Origin of the sequence: Stenotrophomonas sp. NLF4-10, from assembly GCF_022359915.1 — a bacterium.
Lineage (GTDB): Bacteria > Pseudomonadota > Gammaproteobacteria > Xanthomonadales > Xanthomonadaceae > Stenotrophomonas > Stenotrophomonas daejeonensis.
The window spans coordinates 3,149,760-3,169,758 of record NZ_JAKSEE010000003.1 but is presented as its reverse complement, the minus strand read 5'-3'; the positions used below and the strand labels follow the sequence as shown (position 1 = coordinate 3,169,758).

At 65.2% G+C, this 19,999-nt stretch carries 15 protein-coding genes and 1 tRNA gene; all 16 read left to right on the top strand.

What is annotated here, in order from left to right; all coding sequences use genetic code 11:
- Nucleotides 1-7 precede the first annotated feature (7 nt).
- The 16 genes from tuf (MIC98_RS15085) (at nt 8) to rplC (ending at nt 19,996) form a co-directional block, all read left to right on the top strand.
- Entirely contained in the window at nt 8-1,198 is a 1,191-nt protein-coding gene (tuf, locus tag MIC98_RS15085) for an elongation factor Tu (protein ID WP_239737695.1), read from the top strand.
- A gap of 103 nt (nt 1,199-1,301) precedes the next feature.
- A tRNA-Trp gene (locus MIC98_RS15080) sits at nt 1,302-1,377 on the top strand.
- A 50-nt stretch (nt 1,378-1,427) separates the two neighbouring features.
- Nucleotides 1,428-1,835: a preprotein translocase subunit SecE gene (gene secE, locus MIC98_RS15075; RefSeq protein WP_057639236.1), complete on the top strand. Its 408-nt coding sequence runs from the start codon at nt 1,428-1,430 to the stop codon at nt 1,833-1,835.
- Nucleotides 1,836-1,840: 5 nt separating this feature from the next.
- Entirely contained in the window at nt 1,841-2,407 is a 567-nt protein-coding gene (gene nusG, locus MIC98_RS15070) for a transcription termination/antitermination protein NusG (protein ID WP_239737694.1), read from the top strand.
- A 202-nt stretch (nt 2,408-2,609) separates the two neighbouring features.
- Complete coding sequence (gene rplK / locus MIC98_RS15065; protein WP_057639234.1) at nt 2,610-3,038, top strand: 50S ribosomal protein L11; 429 nt, start codon at nt 2,610-2,612, stop codon at nt 3,036-3,038.
- A gap of 4 nt (nt 3,039-3,042) precedes the next feature.
- Nucleotides 3,043-3,741 carry a 50S ribosomal protein L1 gene (gene rplA, locus MIC98_RS15060; RefSeq protein WP_057639233.1) on the top strand — a complete coding sequence of 233 codons (699 nt, stop codon included), beginning with the start codon at nt 3,043-3,045 and terminating at the stop codon, nt 3,739-3,741.
- Nucleotides 3,742-4,125: 384 nt separating this feature from the next.
- Entirely contained in the window at nt 4,126-4,659 is a 534-nt protein-coding gene (gene rplJ / locus MIC98_RS15055) for a 50S ribosomal protein L10 (RefSeq protein ID WP_057639232.1), read from the top strand.
- Nucleotides 4,660-4,722: 63 nt separating this feature from the next.
- Entirely contained in the window at nt 4,723-5,091 is a 369-nt protein-coding gene (rplL, locus tag MIC98_RS15050; protein WP_057639231.1) for a 50S ribosomal protein L7/L12, read from the top strand.
- Nucleotides 5,092-5,386: 295 nt separating this feature from the next.
- The gene (rpoB, locus tag MIC98_RS15045) at nt 5,387-9,580 is read left to right on the top strand and encodes a DNA-directed RNA polymerase subunit beta (RefSeq protein WP_057639230.1); all 4,194 of its coding nucleotides are present in this window, start codon (nt 5,387-5,389) and stop codon (nt 9,578-9,580) included.
- Between the two features lie 89 nt (nt 9,581-9,669).
- Nucleotides 9,670-13,896, top strand: a complete 4,227-nt coding sequence (rpoC, locus tag MIC98_RS15040) for a DNA-directed RNA polymerase subunit beta' (protein WP_239737693.1) — start codon at nt 9,670-9,672, stop codon at nt 13,894-13,896.
- A 257-nt stretch (nt 13,897-14,153) separates the two neighbouring features.
- Nucleotides 14,154-14,528, top strand: a complete 375-nt coding sequence (rpsL, locus tag MIC98_RS15035) for a 30S ribosomal protein S12 (protein ID WP_004145320.1) — start codon at nt 14,154-14,156, stop codon at nt 14,526-14,528.
- A 12-nt stretch (nt 14,529-14,540) separates the two neighbouring features.
- Nucleotides 14,541-15,008: a 30S ribosomal protein S7 gene (gene rpsG, locus MIC98_RS15030; RefSeq protein ID WP_057639228.1), complete on the top strand. Its 468-nt coding sequence runs from the start codon at nt 14,541-14,543 to the stop codon at nt 15,006-15,008.
- 136 nt (nt 15,009-15,144) lie between these two features.
- Nucleotides 15,145-17,286 (top strand): elongation factor G, encoded by a 2,142-nt coding sequence (gene fusA / locus MIC98_RS15025; RefSeq protein WP_057639227.1) that lies wholly within the window; start codon nt 15,145-15,147, stop codon nt 17,284-17,286.
- 99 nt (nt 17,287-17,385) lie between these two features.
- A complete protein-coding gene (gene tuf / locus MIC98_RS15020) occupies nt 17,386-18,576 on the top strand; it encodes an elongation factor Tu (RefSeq protein ID WP_239737692.1) in 1,191 nt (396 codons plus the stop codon).
- Between the two features lie 446 nt (nt 18,577-19,022).
- Entirely contained in the window at nt 19,023-19,334 is a 312-nt protein-coding gene (rpsJ, locus tag MIC98_RS15015; protein ID WP_057639413.1) for a 30S ribosomal protein S10, read from the top strand.
- 11 nt (nt 19,335-19,345) lie between these two features.
- Nucleotides 19,346-19,996 carry a 50S ribosomal protein L3 gene (gene rplC, locus MIC98_RS15010; RefSeq protein ID WP_057639414.1) on the top strand — a complete coding sequence of 217 codons (651 nt, stop codon included), beginning with the start codon at nt 19,346-19,348 and terminating at the stop codon, nt 19,994-19,996.
- Nucleotides 19,997-19,999: the final 3 nt, after the last annotated feature.

Sequence of the window (19,999 nt, the reverse complement as noted above, 5' to 3'; positions counted from 1 at the left end):
AGCAGCCATGGCCAAGGGTAAGTTCGAGCGCACCAAGCCGCACGTCAACGTCGGCACCATCGGTCACGTCGACCACGGCAAGACCACGCTGACCGCCGCGCTGACCAAGATCGGCGCCGAGCGCTTCGGTGGCGAGTTCAAGGACTACTCCTCGATCGACGCCGCGCCGGAAGAAAAGGCACGTGGCATCACGATCTCGACCGCGCACGTCGAGTACGAATCCGACACCCGCCACTACGCGCACGTCGACTGCCCGGGGCACGCCGACTACGTGAAGAACATGATCACCGGCGCCGCGCAGATGGACGGCGCGATCCTGGTGTGCTCGGCCGCTGACGGCCCGATGCCGCAGACCCGCGAGCACATCCTGCTGTCGCGCCAGGTCGGCGTGCCGTACATCGTCGTGTTCCTGAACAAGGCCGACATGGTGGACGACGCCGAGCTGCTCGAGCTGGTCGAGATGGAAGTGCGCGAGCTGCTGAGCAAGTATGACTTCCCGGGCGACGACACCCCGATCATCTCGGGCTCGGCCCGCCTGGCGCTGGAAGGCGACCAGAGCGAGATCGGCGTGCCGGCGATCCTGAAGCTGGTCGATGCGCTGGACAGCTGGATCCCGACCCCGGAGCGCGACATCGACAAGCCGTTCCTGATGCCGGTGGAAGACGTGTTCTCGATCTCGGGCCGCGGCACCGTGGTGACCGGCCGCATCGAGCGCGGCATCATCAAGGTGGGCGACGAAATCGAGATCGTCGGTATCCGTCCGACCGCCAAGACCACCGTGACCGGCGTGGAAATGTTCCGCAAGCTGCTGGACCAGGGTCAGGCGGGCGACAATGCCGGCCTGCTGCTGCGCGGCACCAAGCGTGACGAAGTGGAGCGCGGCCAGGTGCTGGCCAAGCCGGGTTCGATCACCCCGCACACCGAGTTCGACGCCGAGGTGTACGTGCTGTCGAAGGACGAAGGCGGCCGTCACACCCCGTTCTTCAAGGGCTACCGTCCGCAGTTCTACTTCCGCACCACCGACATCACCGGTGCGGTGCAGCTGCCGGAAGGCGTGGAGATGGTGATGCCGGGCGACAACGTGAAGATGGCGGTCACCCTGATCAACCCGGTGGCGATGGACGAAGGCCTGCGTTTCGCGATCCGCGAAGGCGGCCGTACCGTCGGCGCCGGCGTGGTCTCCAAGATCACCAAGTAAGCCTGCAGTACCCAGCGGTAATCTGCTGCTGGTTACGCGAACGGCGGGCCGGGAACCTCGGTCCGCCTTCGCCGTCTAAGGGACGTGCAACAGTTCAAGTCATACGCCAGTAGCTCAATTGGCAGAGCAGCGGTCTCCAAAACCGCAGGTTGGGGGTTCGAGTCCCTCCTGGCGTGCCACTTGCCACTCACCCTCCCGTGACCTTGGTCGCACCTGCAGCAAGAGTCGGATGAACAGCAAGATCGAACGCTCCAAGGGCGCCACTTCCGGTGGCGATATGCTCAAGTACGTTGGCGCCGCATTGCTGGTGCTGGCGGGTCTGTTCGTCTGGTTCTGGTTCTCGGCGGATGTTGCGACGGCGAAGCTGGGCGCATGGGGCAGCCCGCTGCGCGCGCTGGCGGTCCTTGTCGGCCTGGTGGCCGGTGGCGCCGTGTTCATGCTGACCGAAAAGGGTCACTGGGTCCGGTCGTTCCTGTCCGAGTCCCGCTTCGAGCTGCGCAAGGTGGTGTGGCCGACACGCCAGGAAGCCATCCGCATGACCTGGGTGGTGATTCTGGTGGTGGTCGTGCTGAGCCTGCTGCTGGGTGGATTCGATTTCGTGATCCAGAAGTTGACCCAGCTGTTCCTGGGCCATTGAGGGAGATGACAGTGAAGCGTTGGTACGTCGTCCACGCCTATTCGGGTTTCGAGAAGTCGGTGGCGCAGGCATTGCGCGACCGCATCGTGCGTGACGAAATGCAGGAGCGTTTCGGTGACGTGCTGGTGCCGACCGAGGAAGTGGTCGAGATGCGCGCCGGCCAGAAGCGCCGTTCCGAGCGCAAGTTCTTCCCCGGCTACGTGCTGGTCCAGATCGAGACCCACGAGGAAGCCGGCATCCCGCGCATCGACAACGAAAGCTGGCACCTGGTCAAGGAAACCCCGCGCGTGCTGGGCTTCATCGGCGGCACCGCCGACCGTCCGTTGCCGATCCGCGACGAGGAGGCCGCCGCCATCCTCGACCGCGTGCAGGAAGGCGTCGAGAAGCCGCGTCCGAAGGTGCTGTTCGAGCCGGGCCAGATGGTCCGCGTCATCGACGGCCCGTTCAACGACTTCAACGGCGTGGTCGAGGAAGTCAACTACGAAAAGAGCCGCCTGCGGGTGTCGGTGCTGATCTTCGGTCGCGCCACCCCGGTCGAGCTCGAGTTCGGGCAGGTCGAGAAGGCCGCCTGAGCATCGGCGCCAGCCTGTTCAGGTTGGCGCCACAAAAACTGCTAGAATCTCCGGCTCCCTTCAACGGGGGTCGACACGAAGGCTGCCGCGAGGTGGCCTTCGGTGCGATTCGAGGATTTCAAGACGCGATGCCGGGACGCGTGATTCCCGGTCCGATGGGGAGCCTGTTGTCGCAAGGCGCTAGCACCCGGAGAGCACTCTAATGGCAAAGAAAGTTGTCGGTTACATCAAGCTGCAGGTGAAGGCCGGTCAGGCCAACCCCTCGCCGCCGGTCGGTCCTGCGCTGGGCCAGCGCGGCCTGAACATCATGGAGTTCTGCAAGGCGTTCAACGCCGCCACGCAGAAGCTGGAGCCGGGCATTCCGGTGCCGGTGATCATCACGGCCTACTCGGACCGTACCTTCACCTTCATCACCAAGAGCACCCCGGCCACCGTGCTGCTCAAGAAGGCGGCGGGGATCACTTCCGGTTCCAAGCGTCCGAACACCGAAAAGGTGGGCAAGGTCACCCGCGCGCAGCTGGAAGACATCTGCAAGGCGAAGGAGCCGGACCTGACGGCTGCCGACCTGGACGCCGCCGTGCGTACGATCGCGGGCTCGGCCCGTTCCATGGGCCTGGTGGTGGAGGGTTAAGCAGATGGCACAGACCAAGCGTGAAAAGGCCATCAAGGCCGCCGTCGTTCCGGGCAAGGCGTATGCCTTCGAGGACGCGATCAACATCCTGAAGACCGTCGCCAAGGCCAAGTTCGTCGAGTCGATCGACGTGGCCGTGCGCCTCGGCGTGGACGCCAAGAAGTCCGACCAGCAGGTGCGCGGTTCGACCGTGCTGCCGGCCGGTACCGGCAAGTCGGTGCGCGTGGCGGTGTTCGCCCCGGCCGGCGCCAAGGCCGACGAGGCCCTGGCCGCTGGCGCCGAAGCCGTCGGCATGGACGACCTGGCCGAGAAGATGCAGGCCGGCGACCTGAACTACGACGTGGTCATCGCGACCCCGGACGCGATGCGCGTCGTCGGCAAGCTGGGCACCGTGCTGGGCCCGCGCGGCCTGATGCCGAACCCGAAGGTCGGCACCGTGTCGGCGAACCCGGCCGAAGCGGTGAAGAACGCCAAGTCGGGCCAGGTGCGCTACCGCACCGACAAGGCCGGCATCATCCACTGCACCATCGGCAAGGCCAGCTTCGACAACGCTGCGCTGCAGTCGAACCTGCAGGCGCTGCTGCTGGACCTGATCAAGGCCAAGCCGGCCACCTCGAAGGGCACCTACCTGCAGAAGGTTTCGGTCAGCTCGACGATGGGCCCGGGCGTCACCGTCGACCAGTCGTCGCTGACCCTGAAGTAATCGTTTCAAGCGGGTGCGGCGCCTTGGCGTCGTGTCCGTCATTTTGAAGGCGTCGCAAGGGTCCGCCCGCGCGATAGCCGTCAAAGACCGCAGGCGCGGTCAGCGCATACCGGCGACGGGCACGGAAGCTCGATCTGGCAAGGAGTCGCCGCCGGGACAGCGGGATCGCTTAATCGATTCTTCGCGAATCACCCTGCGTAGATGGTGCCGCCCTTCTGGAGTTTTTCTGGTTTCACGCAGGTCCGGGATGTCCGGGCCGGCACACTCCAGGTCTGGAATGGCCACCACCGGAGCGTCACCCCGATGCTCCCGGCGTCCAGGACGGATGCCGCACAGGACCGCACACGGCAGGAGCCGTAAGCGGAGTTCAATTGGAGGAGTGCAATGGCTCTCAATCTGTCCCAGAAGCAAGAAGTAGTCGCCGAGCTGGCAGACGTCGCCGCCAAGGCCCACTCCTTGATCGCAGCCGAATACGCTGGCACCACGGTCGCCCAGATGACCGCGATGCGCAAGCAGGCCCGCGAAACCGGTGTTTTCTTGAAGGTTGTCAAGAACACGCTGGCCTCGCGCGCCGTTGAAGGCACCGATTTCGCAGTCGCAAAGGACCAGATGGTCGGTCCGCTGCTGTATGCGTTCTCGCTCGAGGAGCCCGGCGCCGCCGGTCGCCTGATCAAGGAAGCTGCCAAGGGCAACGACAAGCTGAAGGCGAAGGTCGTGGCGATCGGCGGGGAAGTGTTCCCGGCCAGCCACGTCGACGTGCTGGCATCGCTGCCGACCCGTGATCAGGCCCTGGCCATGCTGGCCCGCGTCCTGACCGAGCCGGTCACCATGTTCGCGCGCGCCGTCAAGGCTGTCGGTGAGAAGCAGGAAGGTGGTGCGGCCGTCGAAGCCGCCGAGCCGGCTGCCGAAACCGCCTGAGTCGACGTTCACGTGGTTCCTGACGGAACCTGAATCCCAGAATATTTTCCAAAGGTAATCAAAATGTCCCTTACCAACGAGCAGATCGTCGACGCCATCGCCGAGAAGTCCCTGATGGAAGTGATGGAGCTGGTCAAGGCCATCGAAGACAAGTTCGGCGTTTCCGCCGCCGCCCCGGTTGCCGTGGCCGCCGCCGCCGGCCCGGCCGCCGCTGCCGAAGAGCAGACCGAGTTCAACGTCATCCTGAAGGATGCCGGCGCCAAGAAGGTCGAGGTCATCAAGGCCGTTCGCGCCATCACCGGCCTGGGCCTGAAGGAAGCGAAGGACCTGGCCGAGGCCGGTGGCGTCGTGAAGGAAGGCGCTTCGAAGGAAGACGCCGAGAAGTTCAAGAAGGATCTGGAAGCCGCCGGCGCGACCGTCGAGCTGAAGTAAGCAGTTCCCTTGCGTCGCCATCGAATCACGGCGATGCAGCCAAGGCTGGGGGCGTAAGCCCCCGGCCTTTGGTCGTTTCAAACCGCAAGCGGGTTTGCGGAGGTTGCAACCCGGTGCCGGCGCTTCGCGCGGGGGTACCGGTCAAGTCCAGCTCCGCATTCCAGGCGAGTTGGCAGTTGGAAGTAGCGGGAGAAGGCGTGCTGGTGCCGGCAATACCAGCGACTTCCAACTGACAATTTGAAAGTTCCCTTCCGGGTCGTGGACGCACGGCCTGCACAACAAGGTGGAAAGTCCCATGACGTCGTATTCGTACACCGAGAAAAAGCGCATCCGCAAGGATTTCGGCAAGCAGAGCTCGATCCTCGAGGTGCCGTTCCTGCTCGCCATTCAGGTCGATTCGTACCGTGAATTCCTGCAGGAAAACGTCGACCCGGCCAAGCGCGCCGACCACGGCCTGCACGCCGCGCTGAAGTCGGTGTTCCCGATCTCCAGCTACAGCGGCAACGCCGCGCTGGAATACGTGGGCTACAAGCTGGGCGACCCGGTGTTCGACGAGCGTGAGTGCCGCCAGCGCGGCATGAGCTACGGCGCGCCGCTGCGCGTGACCGTGCGCCTGGTCATCTACGACCGCGAGTCGTCGACCAAGGCGATCAAGTACGTGAAGGAGCAGGAGGTCTACCTCGGCGAGATCCCGCTGATGACCGACAACGGCACCTTCATCGTCAACGGTACCGAGCGCGTCATCGTCTCGCAGCTGCACCGTTCGCCGGGCGTGTTCTTCGACCACGACCGCGGCAAGACCCACAGCTCGGGCAAGCTGCTGTACAGCGCCCGCATCATCCCCTACCGCGGCTCGTGGCTGGACTTCGAGTTCGACCCGAAGGACGCGCTGTTCACCCGCATCGACCGCCGCCGCAAGCTGCCGGTGTCGATCCTGCTGCGCGCGCTCGGCTACAGCAACGAGGAGATGCTGGCCGAGTTCTTCGAGATCAACACCTTCCACATCCTGCCGGAAGGCGAGGGCGTGCAGCTGGAGCTGGTCGCCGAGCGCCTGCGCGGCGAGACCCTGGGCTTCGACCTGGCCGACGGCGACAAGGTCATCGTGGAAGCCGGCAAGCGCATCACCGCGCGCCACGTCAAGCAGCTGCAGGCCTCGGGCATTGCCGCGCTGGCGGTGCCGGACGACTACCTGGTCGGCCGCATCCTGTCGCACGACGTGGTCGACGCCAACACCGGCGAACTGCTGGCCCAGGCCAACGACGAGATCACCGACGAGCAGCTGCAGGCCTTCCGCAAGGCCGGCGTCGATGCGGTCGGCACCCTGTGGGTGAACGACCTGGACCGCGGCCCGTACCTGTCCAACACCCTGCGCATCGACCCGACCAAGACCCAGCTCGAAGCGCTGGTCGAGATCTACCGGATGATGCGCCCGGGCGAGCCGCCGACCAAGGACGCCGCGCAGAACCTGTTCCACAACCTGTTCTTCACCTTCGAGCGCTACGACCTGTCCACGGTCGGCCGCATGAAGTTCAACCGCCGTGTCGGCCGCAAGGAAGTCACCGGCGAGGCCGTGCTGTACGACAACAAGTACTTCGGCGAGCGCAACGACGAGGAGTCCAAGCGCCTGGTCGCCGCGCATGGCGAAGGTTCGGACATCCTCGACGTGATCAAGGTGCTGACCGAGATCCGCAACGGCCGTGGCGTGGTCGACGACATCGACCACCTCGGCAACCGCCGCGTGCGTTCGGTCGGCGAAATGGCCGAGAACGTGTTCCGCGTCGGCCTGGTCCGCGTCGAGCGCGCGGTCAAGGAGCGCCTGTCGATGGCCGAATCCGAGGGCCTGACCCCGCAGGAGCTGATCAACGCCAAGCCGGTGGCCGCCGCGATCAAGGAGTTCTTCGGCTCCTCGCAGCTGTCGCAGTTCATGGACCAGAACAACCCGCTGTCGGAAGTGACCCACAAGCGCCGCGTCTCGGCCCTCGGCCCGGGCGGCCTGACCCGCGAGCGCGCCGGCTTCGAAGTGCGCGACGTGCACCCGACCCACTACGGCCGCGTCTGCACCATCGAAACCCCGGAAGGCCCGAACATCGGCTTGATCAACTCGCTGGCGGTGTTCGCCCGCACCAACAAGTACGGCTTCCTCGAGACCCCGTACCGCAAGGTCGTGGACGGCAAGGTCACCGACGACGTCGAGTACCTGTCGGCGATCGAGGAGAACGAGTACGTCATCGCCCAGGCCAACGCCCTGACCGACGGCAAGAACATGCTCACCGAGCAGTTCGTGCCGTGCCGCTTCCAGGGCGAGTCGCTGCTCAAGCCGCCGGCGGAAGTGCACTTCATGGACGTCTCGCCGATGCAGACCGTGTCGGTCGCCGCGGCGCTGGTGCCGTTCCTGGAGCACGACGACGCCAACCGTGCGTTGATGGGCGCGAACATGCAGCGCCAGGCGGTGCCGACCCTGCGTGCGCAGAAGCCGCTGGTAGGTACCGGCATCGAGCGCGCCGTGGCGCGTGACTCGGGCGTGACCGTGAACGCCCGCCGCGGCGGCCAGATCGTGCAGATCGACGCCGGCCGCATCGTGGTCAAGGCCAACGAGGACGAGATCACCGATGCCGCCGACGCCGGCGTCGACATCTACAACCTGATCAAGTACACCCGCTCGAACCAGAACACCTGCATCAACCAGCGTCCGCTGGTGAAGGTGGGCGACGTGATCGCGCGTGGCGACGTGCTGGCCGACGGCCCGTCCACCGACATCGGTGAACTGGCGCTGGGCCAGAACATGCTGATCGCGTTCATGCCGTGGAACGGCTACAACTTCGAGGACTCCATCCTGCTCTCCGAGCGCGTGGTGGAAGAGGATCGCTACACCACGATCCACATCGAGGAGCTGACCTGCGTCGCGCGCGACACCAAGCTGGGGCCGGAGGAAATCTCCGCCGACATCCCCAACGTCTCCGAGCAGGCACTGAACCGCCTGGACGAGAGCGGCGTGGTGTACATCGGCGCCGAAGTGCGCGCCGGCGACATCATGGTCGGCAAGGTCACGCCGAAGGGCGAGAGCCAGCTGACCCCGGAAGAGAAGCTGCTGCGCGCGATCTTCGGCGAGAAGGCTTCGGACGTTAAGGACAGCTCGCTGCGCGTGCCGCCGGGCATGGACGGCACCGTCATCGACGTGCAGGTCTTCACCCGCGACGGCATCGAGAAGGACAAGCGCGCGCGCCAGATCGAGGAAAACGAGATCAAGCGCGTCAAGAAGGACTTCGACGACCAGTTCCGCATCCTGGAAGGCGCCATCTACGCGCGCCTGCGCTCGCAGATCGTCGGCAAGGTCGCCAACGGCGGCGCCGGCCTGAAGAAGGGCGACGTCATCAGCGACGCGTTCCTCGATGGCCTGAAGAAGGCCGACTGGTTCGCCTTGCGCATGAAGGACGAAGACGCCGCCGAGGCGATCGAGCGCGCGCAGATGCAGATCCAGGCCCACGAGCAGGAGTTCGAGCGTCGCTTCGCCGACAAGCGCGGCAAGATCACCCAGGGCGACGACCTCGCCCCGGGCGTGCTGAAGATGGTCAAGGTGTTTCTGGCGGTGAAGCGCCGCATCCAGCCGGGCGACAAGATGGCCGGCCGCCACGGCAACAAGGGCGTGGTGTCCAACGTGGTGCCGGTCGAGGACATGCCGTACATGGCCGACGGTACTTCGGTCGACATCTGCCTGAACCCGCTGGGCGTGCCGAGCCGCATGAACATCGGCCAGATCCTCGAAGTGCACCTGGGCTGGGCCGCCAAGGGCCTGGGCAAGCGCATCCAGAAGATGCTGGAGCAGCAGCGTGCGGTCAGCGAACTGCGCGGGTTCCTCGGCAAGATCTACAACCACGACAGCAAGCTGGCCGGCGAGCGCGTGGATCTGTCGCAGTTCAGCGATGAAGAGCTGATCGCGCTGGCGAAGAACCTGACCGACGGCGTGCCGATGGCCACCCCGGTGTTCGACGGTGCGCACGAGGACGAGATCCGCGAGATGCTGAACCTGGCCTACCCGGACGGCGACAGCGACACCGAGCAGCTCGGCTTCAACGCCAGCAAGACCCAGATGCAGCTGTACGACGGCCGCACCGGCGAGGCGTTCGACCGCAAGACGACGGTGGGCTACATGCACTACCTGAAGCTGAACCACCTGGTCGACGACAAGATGCACGCCCGTTCGACCGGCCCGTACTCGCTCGTCACCCAGCAGCCGCTGGGCGGCAAGGCGCAGTTCGGTGGCCAGCGCTTCGGTGAAATGGAAGTCTGGGCGCTGGAAGCCTACGGCGCGGCCTACACCCTGCAGGAAATGCTGACGGTGAAGTCCGACGACGTGCAGGGCCGCAACCAGATGTACAAGAACATCGTCGACGGCGAGCACGAGATGGTCGCGGGCATGCCGGAGTCCTTCAACGTGCTGGTGAAGGAAATCCGCTCCCTGGCCATCAACATGGAACTGGAAGACAACTGACCGCGCAGGCGCCGCCGCAGTGATGCGGCGGCGCCGCCAGCAGTGACCGACAGCCCATCGACCAAGATTTCCTCCTTTCGGAGAACACCATGAAAGACCTGCTCAACCTCTTCAACCAGCAGCGCCAGACGCTGGACTTCGACGCGATCAAGATCGCGCTGGCCTCGCCGGACCTGATCCGTTCGTGGTCCTTCGGCGAAGTGAAGAAGCCGGAAACCATCAACTACCGTACCTTCAAGCCCGAGCGCGACGGCCTGTTCTGCGCCGCCATCTTCGGCCCGGTCAAGGACTACGAGTGCCTGTGCGGCAAGTACAAGCGCATGAAGCACCGCGGCGTGGTCTGCGAGAAGTGCGGCACCGAAGTGACCCTGGCCAAGGTGCGCCGCGAGCGCATGGGCCACATCGACCTGGCCTCGCCGGTCGCGCATATCTGGTTCCTGAAGTCGCTGCCCTCGCGCATCGGCCTGATGCTGGACATGACCCTGCGCGACATCGAGCGCGTGCTGTACTTCGAAGCCTACGTGGTGACCGAGCCGGGCCTGACCAGCCTGGAGCGCCGCCAGCTGCTGACCGAGGAACAGTACCTGCAGGCGCGCCAGGAGCACGGCGACGACTTCGACGCCGCGATGGGTGCCGAGGCCGTGTACGAGCTGCTGCGCACCATCGACCTGCAGGCCGAGATGGTACGGCTGAAGGAAGAAATCGCCGCCACCGGTTCGGAAACCAAGCTCAAGCGCCTGACCAAGCGCATCAAGCTGGTCGAAGCCTTCCTCGAATCCGGCAACCGCCCGGAGTGGATGGTGATGACCGTGCTGCCGGTGCTGCCGCCGGACCTGCGCCCGCTGGTGCCGCTGGACGGCGGCCGCTTCGCGACCTCCGACCTGAACGACCTGTATCGCCGCGTCATCAACCGCAACAACCGCCTGCGCCGCCTGCTGGAGCTCAACGCCCCGGACATCATCGTGCGCAACGAAAAGCGCATGCTGCAGGAATCGGTTGACGCCCTGCTGGACAACGGCCGCCGCGGCCGCGCCATCACCGGCACCAACAAGCGCCCGTTGAAGTCGCTGGCCGACATGATCAAGGGCAAGCAGGGCCGCTTCCGCCAGAACCTGCTCGGCAAGCGCGTGGACTACTCCGGCCGCTCGGTGATCACCGTCGGCCCGTACCTGAAGCTGCACCAGTGCGGCCTGCCGAAGAAGATGGCGCTGGAGCTGTTCAAGCCGTTCGTGTTCGCCAAGCTGCAGCGCCGCGGCCTGGCCACCACCATCAAGGCCGCCAAGAAGCTGGTCGAGCGCGAGGAAGGCGAGGTCTGGGACATCCTGGAAGAAGTCATCCGCGAGCATCCGGTGCTGCTGAACCGTGCGCCGACCCTGCACCGTTTGGGCATCCAGGCGTTCGAGCCGCTGCTGATCGAAGGCAAGGCGATCCAGCTGCACCCACTGGTCTGCACCGCGTTCAACGCCGACTTCGACGGTGACCAGATGGCCGTGCACGTGCCGCTGTCGCTGGAAGCGCAGCTGGAAGCGCGCGCGCTGATGATGTCCACCAACAACATCCTGTCGCCGGCCAACGGCGAGCCGATCATCGTGCCGTCGCAGGACGTGGTGCTGGGCCTGTACTACCTCAGCCGCGCCCTGATCAACAAGAAGGGCGAGGGCATGGTGTTCGCCAACACCGACGAGGTGAAGCGCGCCTACGACAACCGCGTGGTCGAGCTGCACGCCAAGGTCAAGGTGCGCATCGTCCAGGTCGAGCGCGACGAAGCCGGCAACAAGGTCAGCAAGAGCTCGATCGTGGACACCACGGTCGGCCGTGCGCTGCTCAGCGAGATCATGCCGGAAGGCCTGCCGTTCGAGCTGTGCAACACCGAGATGACCAAGAAGAACATCTCGCGCCTGATCAACCAGAGCTACCGCCTGCTCGGCCTGAAAGACACCGTGGTGTTCGCCGACAAGCTGATGTACACCGGCTACGCCTACGCCACCCGCGCCGGCGTGTCGATCGGCATCGACGACATGCTGATCCCGGCCGAGAAGAAGGGCATCCTCGGCGAAGCCGAGCAGGAAGTGCTGGAAATCCAGGAGCAGTACCAGAGCGGCCTGGTCACCGCCGGCGAGCGCTACAACAAGGTGGTCGACATCTGGTCGCGCACCAACGAGCGCATCGCCAAGGCGATGATGGAAACCATCGGCACCGAGAAGGTCGAGGACGCCGAAGGCAAGACCGTCGACCAGAAGTCGATGAACTCGCTGTACATCATGGCCGACTCCGGCGCGCGTGGTTCGCAGGCGCAGATCCGCCAGCTGGCCGGCATGCGCGGCCTGATGGCGCGCCCGGACGGCTCGATCATCGAGACGCCGATCAAGGCGAACTTCCGCGAAGGCCTGAACGTGCAGGAGTACTTCAACTCCACCCACGGCGCGCGCAAGGGCCTGGCCGATACCGCGCTGAAGACCGCGAACTCGGGCTACCTGACCCGTCGTCTGGTGGACGTCGCGCAGGACGTGGTGATCACCGAGGTCGATTGCGGCACCACCGAAGGCCTGACCATGACCCCGATCGTGGAAGGCGGCGACGTGGTCGAGCCGTTGAAGGACCGCGTGCTGGGCCGCGTCGTGGCCGAGGACGTGTTCCTGCCGGGCAACGACGAGGACCCGATCGTCACCCGCAACACGCTGCTCGACGAGCAGTGGGTGAACAAGCTGGAAGAAGCGGGCGTGCAGACCATCAAGGTCCGTTCGACCATCACCTGCGAATCGTCCTTCGGCGTGTGCTCGCACTGCTACGGCCGCGACCTGGCCCGCGGCCACATCGTCAACATCGGCGAAGCGGTCGGCGTCATCGCCGCGCAGTCGATCGGCGAGCCCGGCACCCAGCTGACCATGCGTACCTTCCACATCGGTGGTGCGGCCTCGCGTGCGGCGGCGGTGGACAACATCACGGTCAAGACCACCGGTTCGGTCAAGTTCACCAACCTCAAGTCGGTCGAGCACGCCAACGGCTCGCTGGTGGCGGTGTCGCGTTCGGGCGAGGTGTCGGTGCTCGACGCCCACGGCCGCGAGCGCGAGCGCTACAAGCTGACCTACGGCGCGACCATCAACGTCAAGGACGGCGCCGAGGTCAAGGCCGGCCAGACCGTGGCCAACTGGGACCCGCACAACCACCCGATCGTGTCGGAAGTGGCCGGTTTCGTGCGCTTCATCGACTTCGTCGACGGCGTCACCGTCATCGAGAAGACCGACGAACTGACCGGCCTGGCCTCGCGCGAGATCACCGATCCGAAGCGCCGCGGCTCGCAGGCCAAGGACCTGCGCCCGCTGGTGCGCATCGTCGACGGCAAGGGCAACGACCTGACCATCCCGGGCACCGACCTGCCGGCGCAGTACCTGCTGCCGCCGCGCTCGATCGTCAACCTGCAGGACGGCGCCCCGGTGGGCGTGGGCGACGTGGTCGCCAAGATCCCGCAGGAAGCGTCCAAGACCCGCGACATCACCGGCGGTCTGCCGCGCGTGGCCGACCTGTTCGAGGCGCGCAAGCCGAAGGATCCGGCGATCCTGGCCGAGCGTTCGGGCATCATCAGCTTCGGCAAGGACACCAAGGGCAAGCAGCGCCTGATCATCAAGGACACCGACGGTTCCGAGCACGAGGAGCTGATCCCGAAGTACCGCCAGATCATCGTGTTCGAAGGCGAGCACGTGACCCGCGGCGAAACCGTGGTGGACGGCGAGCCGAGCCCGCAGGACATCCTGCGCCTGAAGGGCGTGGAGGAACTGGCGCGCTACCTGGTCAAGGAAATCCAGGACGTGTACCGCCTGCAGGGCGTGAAGATCAACGACAAGCACATCGAGGTGATTTCCCGCCAGATGCTGCGCAAGGTCGAGATCACCGACCAGGGCGGCAGCAAGTTCCTCAACGGCGAGCAGGCCGAGCGCCAGCGCGTGATCGAGGAAAACGCCAAGCTGGTGTCCCGCAACGAACTGCCGGCCCGTTTCGAGCCGGTGCTGCTGGGCATCACCAAGGCCTCGCTGGCGACCGAATCGTTCATCTCGGCCGCGTCGTTCCAGGAGACCACCCGCGTGTTGACCGAGGCCGCCGTGCGCGGCACCGCCGACAACCTGCGCGGCCTGAAGGAAAACGTGATCGTCGGCCGCCTGATCCCGGCGGGTACCGGCCTTGCGTACCACACCAAGCGCCGTCGCGGCGCCTCCGGCCTGACCGAGTCGGAGATCGAGACCCTGGCCGGTACGGCCGCGGTGGTCGAACCGGAGGTTGCGTCGACCAAAGCCGGACAGGCGGCGGGCGGCGAAGAGTGAGGTAGGTCCGGCCCTCCGGGGCCGGGCGCTTTGAAGGATTGCCGGCCCGTCCGCGGGCCGGCCGTCCAAACCTGAACGGGGTACATGGAGGCCCCCCTGTAACGGTCCCGGATAAGGGCTGGCCCGGAAGGAGTGCGTTTGACTGCGTTCCGGAGGGGTTGCTACAATCGTCTGTCTCGGCAGGCCTGAATTTCGGGCCTGCTTTCCATTTTCCGCATCTGGCCGTTTTTCGCGGCCCCAATCAGAAGAACCTACTGATGGCGACGATCAACCAGCTGGTCCGCAAGCCGCGGCAAGCGACCACCTACAAGAGTGCCTCGCCGGCGCTCGACAAGTGCCCGCAGCGCCGTGGCGTCTGCACCCGTGTCTACACCACCACTCCGAAGAAGCCGAACTCGGCGCTTCGCAAGGTTGCCAAGGTCCGCCTGACCAACCAGGAAGAAGTGATTTCCTACATCGGCGGTGAAGGCCACAACCTGCAGGAGCACTCCGTGGTCCTGATCCGCGGCGGTCGCGTCAAGGACCTGCCGGGTGTGCGTTACCACACCGTCCGTGGCTCGCTCGACGCCGCCGGCGTCGCCAAGCGCCGCCAGGCCCGTTCCAAGTACGGCGCCAAGCGTCCGAAGGCCTAAGGGGAGAGCACTATGTCGCGTAAGGGTAATACTCCGCAGCGTTCCGTCCTGCCCGATCCGAAGCACGGGAGCGAAACCATCGCCCGCTTCATCAACATGGTGATGCAGAGCGGCAAGAAGTCCGTGGCCGAGAAGATCGTCTACGGCGCGATGGACGTCATCGGCGAAAAGAATCCGGATGCCGTCGAGCTGGTGCAGAAGGCGCTGGACAACGTCGCCCCGTCGGTCGAGGTGAAGTCGCGTCGCGTCGGCGGTGCCACCTACCAGGTGCCGGTCGAAGTGCGCGCCTCGCGCAAGATGGCGCTGGCCATGCGCTGGCTGATCGAGTCGGCGCGCAAGCGCGGCGAGAACAGCATGCCGCGCAAGCTGGCCGCCGAACTGCTGGATGCCTCCGAGAACCGTGGCGGCGCCATCAAGAAGCGTGAAGAAACCCACCGCATGGCGGAAGCGAACAAGGCGTTCGCGCACTACCGCTGGTGAGTTTGACGGCCTTGTGAGACAGGCCCGGTGACGCCCGAGGGCGTCACTTCGCGGCGACAGAATCGCCGCGTCAACCCGAAGGCCGCCGCAAGGCGGCATTCGGCCATTCCGAAATCCGAAAATTGAGAGGCTCCCCGTGGCCCGCACCACTCCCATCGAGCGTTACCGCAACTTCGGCATCATGGCCCACATCGATGCCGGCAAGACCACCACGTCCGAGCGCATCCTGTTCTACACCGGCAAGAGCCACAAGCTGGGTGAGGTGCACGATGGCGCCGCCACCATGGACTGGATGGAGCAGGAGCAGGAGCGTGGCATCACGATCCAGTCCGCTGCCACCACCGCGTTCTGGAAGGGCATGGACAAGTCGATGCCGGAGCATCGCTTCAACATCATCGACACCCCCGGGCACGTCGACTTCACCATCGAAGTGGAGCGCTCGCTGCGCGTGCTCGACGGCGCGGTGTTCGTGCTGTGCGCCGTCGGCGGCGTGCAGCCGCAGTCGGAGACCGTGTGGCGCCAGGCCAACAAGTACCACGTGCCGCGCATCGCGTTCGTCAACAAGATGGACCGCACCGGCGCCAACTTCTTCAAGGTCCGTGACCAGCTGAAGGCCAAGCTGGGCGCCGTGCCGGTGCCGATGCAGGTGCCGATCGGCGCCGAGGAAGGCTTCAAGGGCGTCGTCGACCTGCTGAAGATGAAGGCCATCCACTGGGATGAAGCCTCGCAAGGCATGAAGTTCGAATACGGCGACATTCCGGCCGATCTGGTGGAAACGGCTGAAGAAGCCCGCACCTTCATGATCGAGACTGCGGCCGAAGCCAACGAAGAGCTGATGGAAAAGTACCTGGGCGGCGAAGAGCTGGCCGAGGCTGAAATCATCGAGGCGCTGCGTGTCCGTACCCTGGCCACCGAGATCGTGCCGATGTTCTGCGGCTCGGCGTTCAAGAACAAGGGCGTGCAGGCCATGCTCGACGGCGTGATCCAGTTGCTGCCGTCGCCGGTGGACGTGCCGGACGTGAAGGGCACGGACGTCGACGACGACACCATCGAGATGACCCGCAAGTCGGACGACAAGGCCCCGTTCTCGTCGCTGGCGTTCAAGATCATCACCGACCCGTTCGTCGGCGCGCTGACCTTCTTCCGCGTCTATTCCGGCGTGCTGAACGGTGGCGACACCGTGCTGAACTCGGTGAAGAACAAGAAGGAGCGCATCGGCCGCATCCTGCAGATGCACTCGAACAACCGCGAGGAAATCAAGGAAGTCCTGGCCGGTGACATCGCTGCTGCCGTGGGCCTGAAGGACACCACCACCGGTGACACGCTGTGCTCGATCGATTCGCCGATCGTGCTCGAGCGCATGACCTTCCCGGAGCCGGTGATCTCGATGGCGGTCGAGCCGAAGACCAAGTCGGACCAGGAAAAGATGGGCCTGGCGCTGGGCCGTCTGGCCCAGGAAGACCCGTCGTTCCGCGTCAAGACCGACGAGGAATCCGGCCAGACCATCATCTCCGGCATGGGCGAGCTGCACCTGGACATCATCGTCGACCGCCTCAAGCGCGAGTTCAACGTCGAGGCCAACGTCGGCAAGCCGCAGGTCGCTTACCGCGAAACCATCCAGGCCGCTGACGTCAAGTCGGACTACAAGCATGCCAAGCAGTCCGGCGGCAAGGGCCAGTACGGCCACGTCGTGATCGAGCTGTCGCCGATCACCGCCGAGGACCGTGCCGATCCGAAGATCGCTCCGCTGATCAAGGACGATTTCCTGTTCCTGAACGAAATCACCGGTGGCGTGATCCCGAAGGAATTCATTCCTTCCGTGGAGAAGGGCCTGCGCGAAACCATCACCAGCGGCCCGCTGGCCGGCTTCCCGGTGGTGGACGTTAAGGTCAAGCTGGTGTTCGGCTCGTACCACGACGTCGACTCGTCGGAAATGGCGTTCAAGCTCGCCTCGTCGATGGCGTTCAAGCAGGGCTTCGCCAAGGCCAAGCCGGTGCTGCTGGAGCCGATCATGAAGGTCGAGATCGTCACCCCGGAGGACTACCAGGGCGACGTGATGGGCGACGTGAGCCGCCGCCGTGGCGTGCTGCAGGGTTCGGGCACCACCGGTGACGGCTCGGCCAGCATCATCAATGCGATGATCCCGCTGGGCGAAATGTTCGGTTACGCTACCGCGCTGCGTTCGCAGACCCAGGGTCGCGCGACCTTCACGATGGAATTCGACCACTACGAGCCGGCGCCGAGCAACATCGCCGAAACCGTCATCAAGAAGGCCTGAGTGCCGTGAACGGGTGACCGGGCCCCGTGATCCGAAAGGAGCACGGGGTTCGCCCCACCAGTCACACATAACCAATCACGAATCACGGAGCAAACAACCATGTCCAAGGGCAAGTTCGAACGCACCAAGCCGCACGTCAACGTCGGCACCATCGGTCACGTCGACCACGGCAAGACCACGCTGACCGCCGCGCTGACCAAGATCGGCGCCGAGCGCTTCGGTGGCGAGTTCAAGGACTACTCCTCGATCGACGCCGCGCCGGAAGAAAAGGCACGTGGCATCACGATCTCGACCGCGCACGTCGAGTACGAATCCGACACCCGCCACTACGCGCACGTCGACTGCCCGGGGCACGCCGACTACGTGAAGAACATGATCACCGGCGCCGCGCAGATGGACGGCGCGATCCTGGTGTGCTCGGCCGCTGACGGCCCGATGCCGCAGACCCGCGAGCACATCCTGCTGTCGCGCCAGGTCGGCGTGCCGTACATCGTCGTGTTCCTGAACAAGGCCGACATGGTGGACGACGCCGAGCTGCTCGAGCTGGTCGAGATGGAAGTGCGCGAGCTGCTGAGCAAGTATGACTTCCCGGGCGACGACACCCCGATCATCTCGGGCTCGGCCCGCCTGGCGCTGGAAGGCGACCAGAGCGAGATCGGCGTGCCGGCGATCCTGAAGCTGGTCGATGCGCTGGACAGCTGGATCCCGACCCCGGAGCGCGACATCGACAAGCCGTTCCTGATGCCGGTGGAAGACGTGTTCTCGATCTCGGGCCGCGGCACCGTGGTGACCGGCCGCATCGAGCGCGGCATCATCAAGGTGGGCGACGAAATCGAGATCGTCGGTATCCGTCCGACCGCCAAGACCACCGTGACCGGCGTGGAAATGTTCCGCAAGCTGCTGGACCAGGGCCAGGCGGGCGATAATGCCGGCCTGCTGCTGCGCGGCACCAAGCGTGACGAAGTGGAGCGCGGCCAGGTGCTGGCCAAGCCGGGTTCGATCACCCCGCACACGGAGTTCGACGCCGAGGTGTACGTGCTGTCGAAGGACGAAGGCGGCCGTCACACCCCGTTCTTCAAGGGCTACCGTCCGCAGTTCTACTTCCGCACCACCGACATCACCGGTGCGGTGCAGCTGCCGGAAGGCGTGGAGATGGTGATGCCGGGCGACAACGTGAAGATGGCGGTCACCCTGATCAACCCGGTGGCGATGGACGAAGGCCTGCGTTTCGCGATCCGCGAAGGCGGCCGTACCGTCGGCGCCGGCGTCGTCTCCAAGATCACCAAGTAAGCAGCCGCGCCAACCCCTGTCTGCAGGGGCGAAGTGCAGGGAAGGGCGGTCCTCGGGCCGCCCTTCCGCTTGCCGGGACTCCCGCGGGATGGCCGGCAGCTGAAGCGTCCGCTTTTGTCGAGGGGCAGGGCTTGCAATGGCCCGGAAATCCTGACAGAATGCGCGACCACTGTGGAATGCGTGCATCGCACCCGTTCCGCAACCAGCGAAATGAGGGGCAGGAAGCGCCTCGTATTCGCCAGACTAAGGACAGGTCGCGTGGATCCTCCGGTGGTTGACGGAGGGGTTTCTGCGCGTTTGTTTGTGTCTGGGGCGGGCCGGGAAACCGGGCCGCCTTAGTGTTTTGAAGGGATTCGCGCGGCAAGGGCATGCCTGCTGCCGCATTCATGGGGTCCGGTACACAAGAGGCCGGGCCCGTCGCTCTTTAGACCTACAGGAACACCGTCATGGCGGACCAAAAGATCCGGATTCGGCTGAAGGCTTTCGATCATCGTCTGATCGACCGCTCGGCCAGCGAGATCGTCGAGACGGCAAAGCGGACCGGCGCACAAGTGTGCGGCCCGATCCCGCTGCCGACCAAGATCGAGCGCTACACCATTCTCGTCTCCCCGCACGTCGACAAGGACGCGCGCGACCAGTACGAGACCCGCACGCACAAGCGCGTGCTCGACATCATTGATCCCAACGACAAGACCGTGGACGCGCTGATGAAGCTCGAACTGGCCGCTGGCGTTGACGTGCAGATCAAGTTGACCTGAGGACTACGACCATGACGAAGAAATATTCGTTGGGCTTCGTGGGCCGCAAGGCCGGCATGAGCCGCGTTTTCACCGAGGACGGCCAGTCCATTCCGGTGACCCTGATCGAAGCCACCCCGAACCGCATCGCGCAGGTCAAGACCGTCGAAACCGACGGCTACAGCGCCGTGCAGGTGACCGTCGGCGCCCGCCGCGCCGCCCTGGTGAACAAGCCGGAAGCCGGCCATTTCGCCAAGGCCAAGGTCGAGGCCGGTCGTGGCCTGTGGGAATTCCGTGTCGAGGACACCAAGGTCGGCGATTTCGCCGTCGGTGGTGAAATCAAGGCGGACATCTTCGAGGTCGGCCAGAAGGTCGACGTCCAGGGCGTCACCAAGGGCAAGGGCTTCCAGGGCACCATCAAGCGCCACAACTTTCGCATGGGCGACGCCACCCACGGTAACTCGCTGTCGCATCGCGCGCCGGGTTCGCTGGGCCAGCGCCAGACCCCGGGTCGCGTTTTCCCGGGCAAGAAGATGTCCGGCCACATGGGTTCGGTGCAGCAGAGCACGCAGAATCTGGAAGTGGTCAAGGTGGACGTCGAGCGTGGTCTGATCGCCATTCGCGGCGCCGTTCCCGGTGCTGCCGGCGGTGACGTGATCGTGCGTCCGGCGAGCAAGGCATAAGGA

Excerpts from the sequence above, each read along its gene's own strand:
- tuf (WP_239737692.1), top strand. The coding sequence starts at position 17,386 with ATGTCCAAGGGCAAGTTCGAACGCACCAAGCCGCACGTCAACGTCGGC.
- rpsL (WP_004145320.1), top strand. The coding sequence starts at position 14,154 with ATGGCGACGATCAACCAGCTGGTCCGCAAGCCGCGGCAAGCGACCACC.
- secE (WP_057639236.1), top strand. The coding sequence starts at position 1,428 with ATGAACAGCAAGATCGAACGCTCCAAGGGCGCCACTTCCGGTGGCGAT.
- rpsJ (WP_057639413.1), top strand. The coding sequence starts at position 19,023 with ATGGCGGACCAAAAGATCCGGATTCGGCTGAAGGCTTTCGATCATCGT.
- rplK (WP_057639234.1), top strand. The coding sequence starts at position 2,610 with ATGGCAAAGAAAGTTGTCGGTTACATCAAGCTGCAGGTGAAGGCCGGT.
- rpsG (WP_057639228.1), top strand. The coding sequence starts at position 14,541 with ATGTCGCGTAAGGGTAATACTCCGCAGCGTTCCGTCCTGCCCGATCCG.
- rplJ (WP_057639232.1), top strand. The coding sequence starts at position 4,126 with ATGGCTCTCAATCTGTCCCAGAAGCAAGAAGTAGTCGCCGAGCTGGCA.
- nusG (WP_239737694.1), top strand. The coding sequence starts at position 1,841 with ATGACAGTGAAGCGTTGGTACGTCGTCCACGCCTATTCGGGTTTCGAG.
- rplC (WP_057639414.1), top strand. The coding sequence starts at position 19,346 with ATGACGAAGAAATATTCGTTGGGCTTCGTGGGCCGCAAGGCCGGCATG.
- rplL (WP_057639231.1), top strand. The coding sequence starts at position 4,723 with ATGTCCCTTACCAACGAGCAGATCGTCGACGCCATCGCCGAGAAGTCC.
- rpoB (WP_057639230.1), top strand. The coding sequence starts at position 5,387 with ATGACGTCGTATTCGTACACCGAGAAAAAGCGCATCCGCAAGGATTTC.
- rpoC (WP_239737693.1), top strand. The coding sequence starts at position 9,670 with ATGAAAGACCTGCTCAACCTCTTCAACCAGCAGCGCCAGACGCTGGAC.
- rplA (WP_057639233.1), top strand. The coding sequence starts at position 3,043 with ATGGCACAGACCAAGCGTGAAAAGGCCATCAAGGCCGCCGTCGTTCCG.
- tuf (WP_239737695.1), top strand. The coding sequence starts at position 8 with ATGGCCAAGGGTAAGTTCGAGCGCACCAAGCCGCACGTCAACGTCGGC.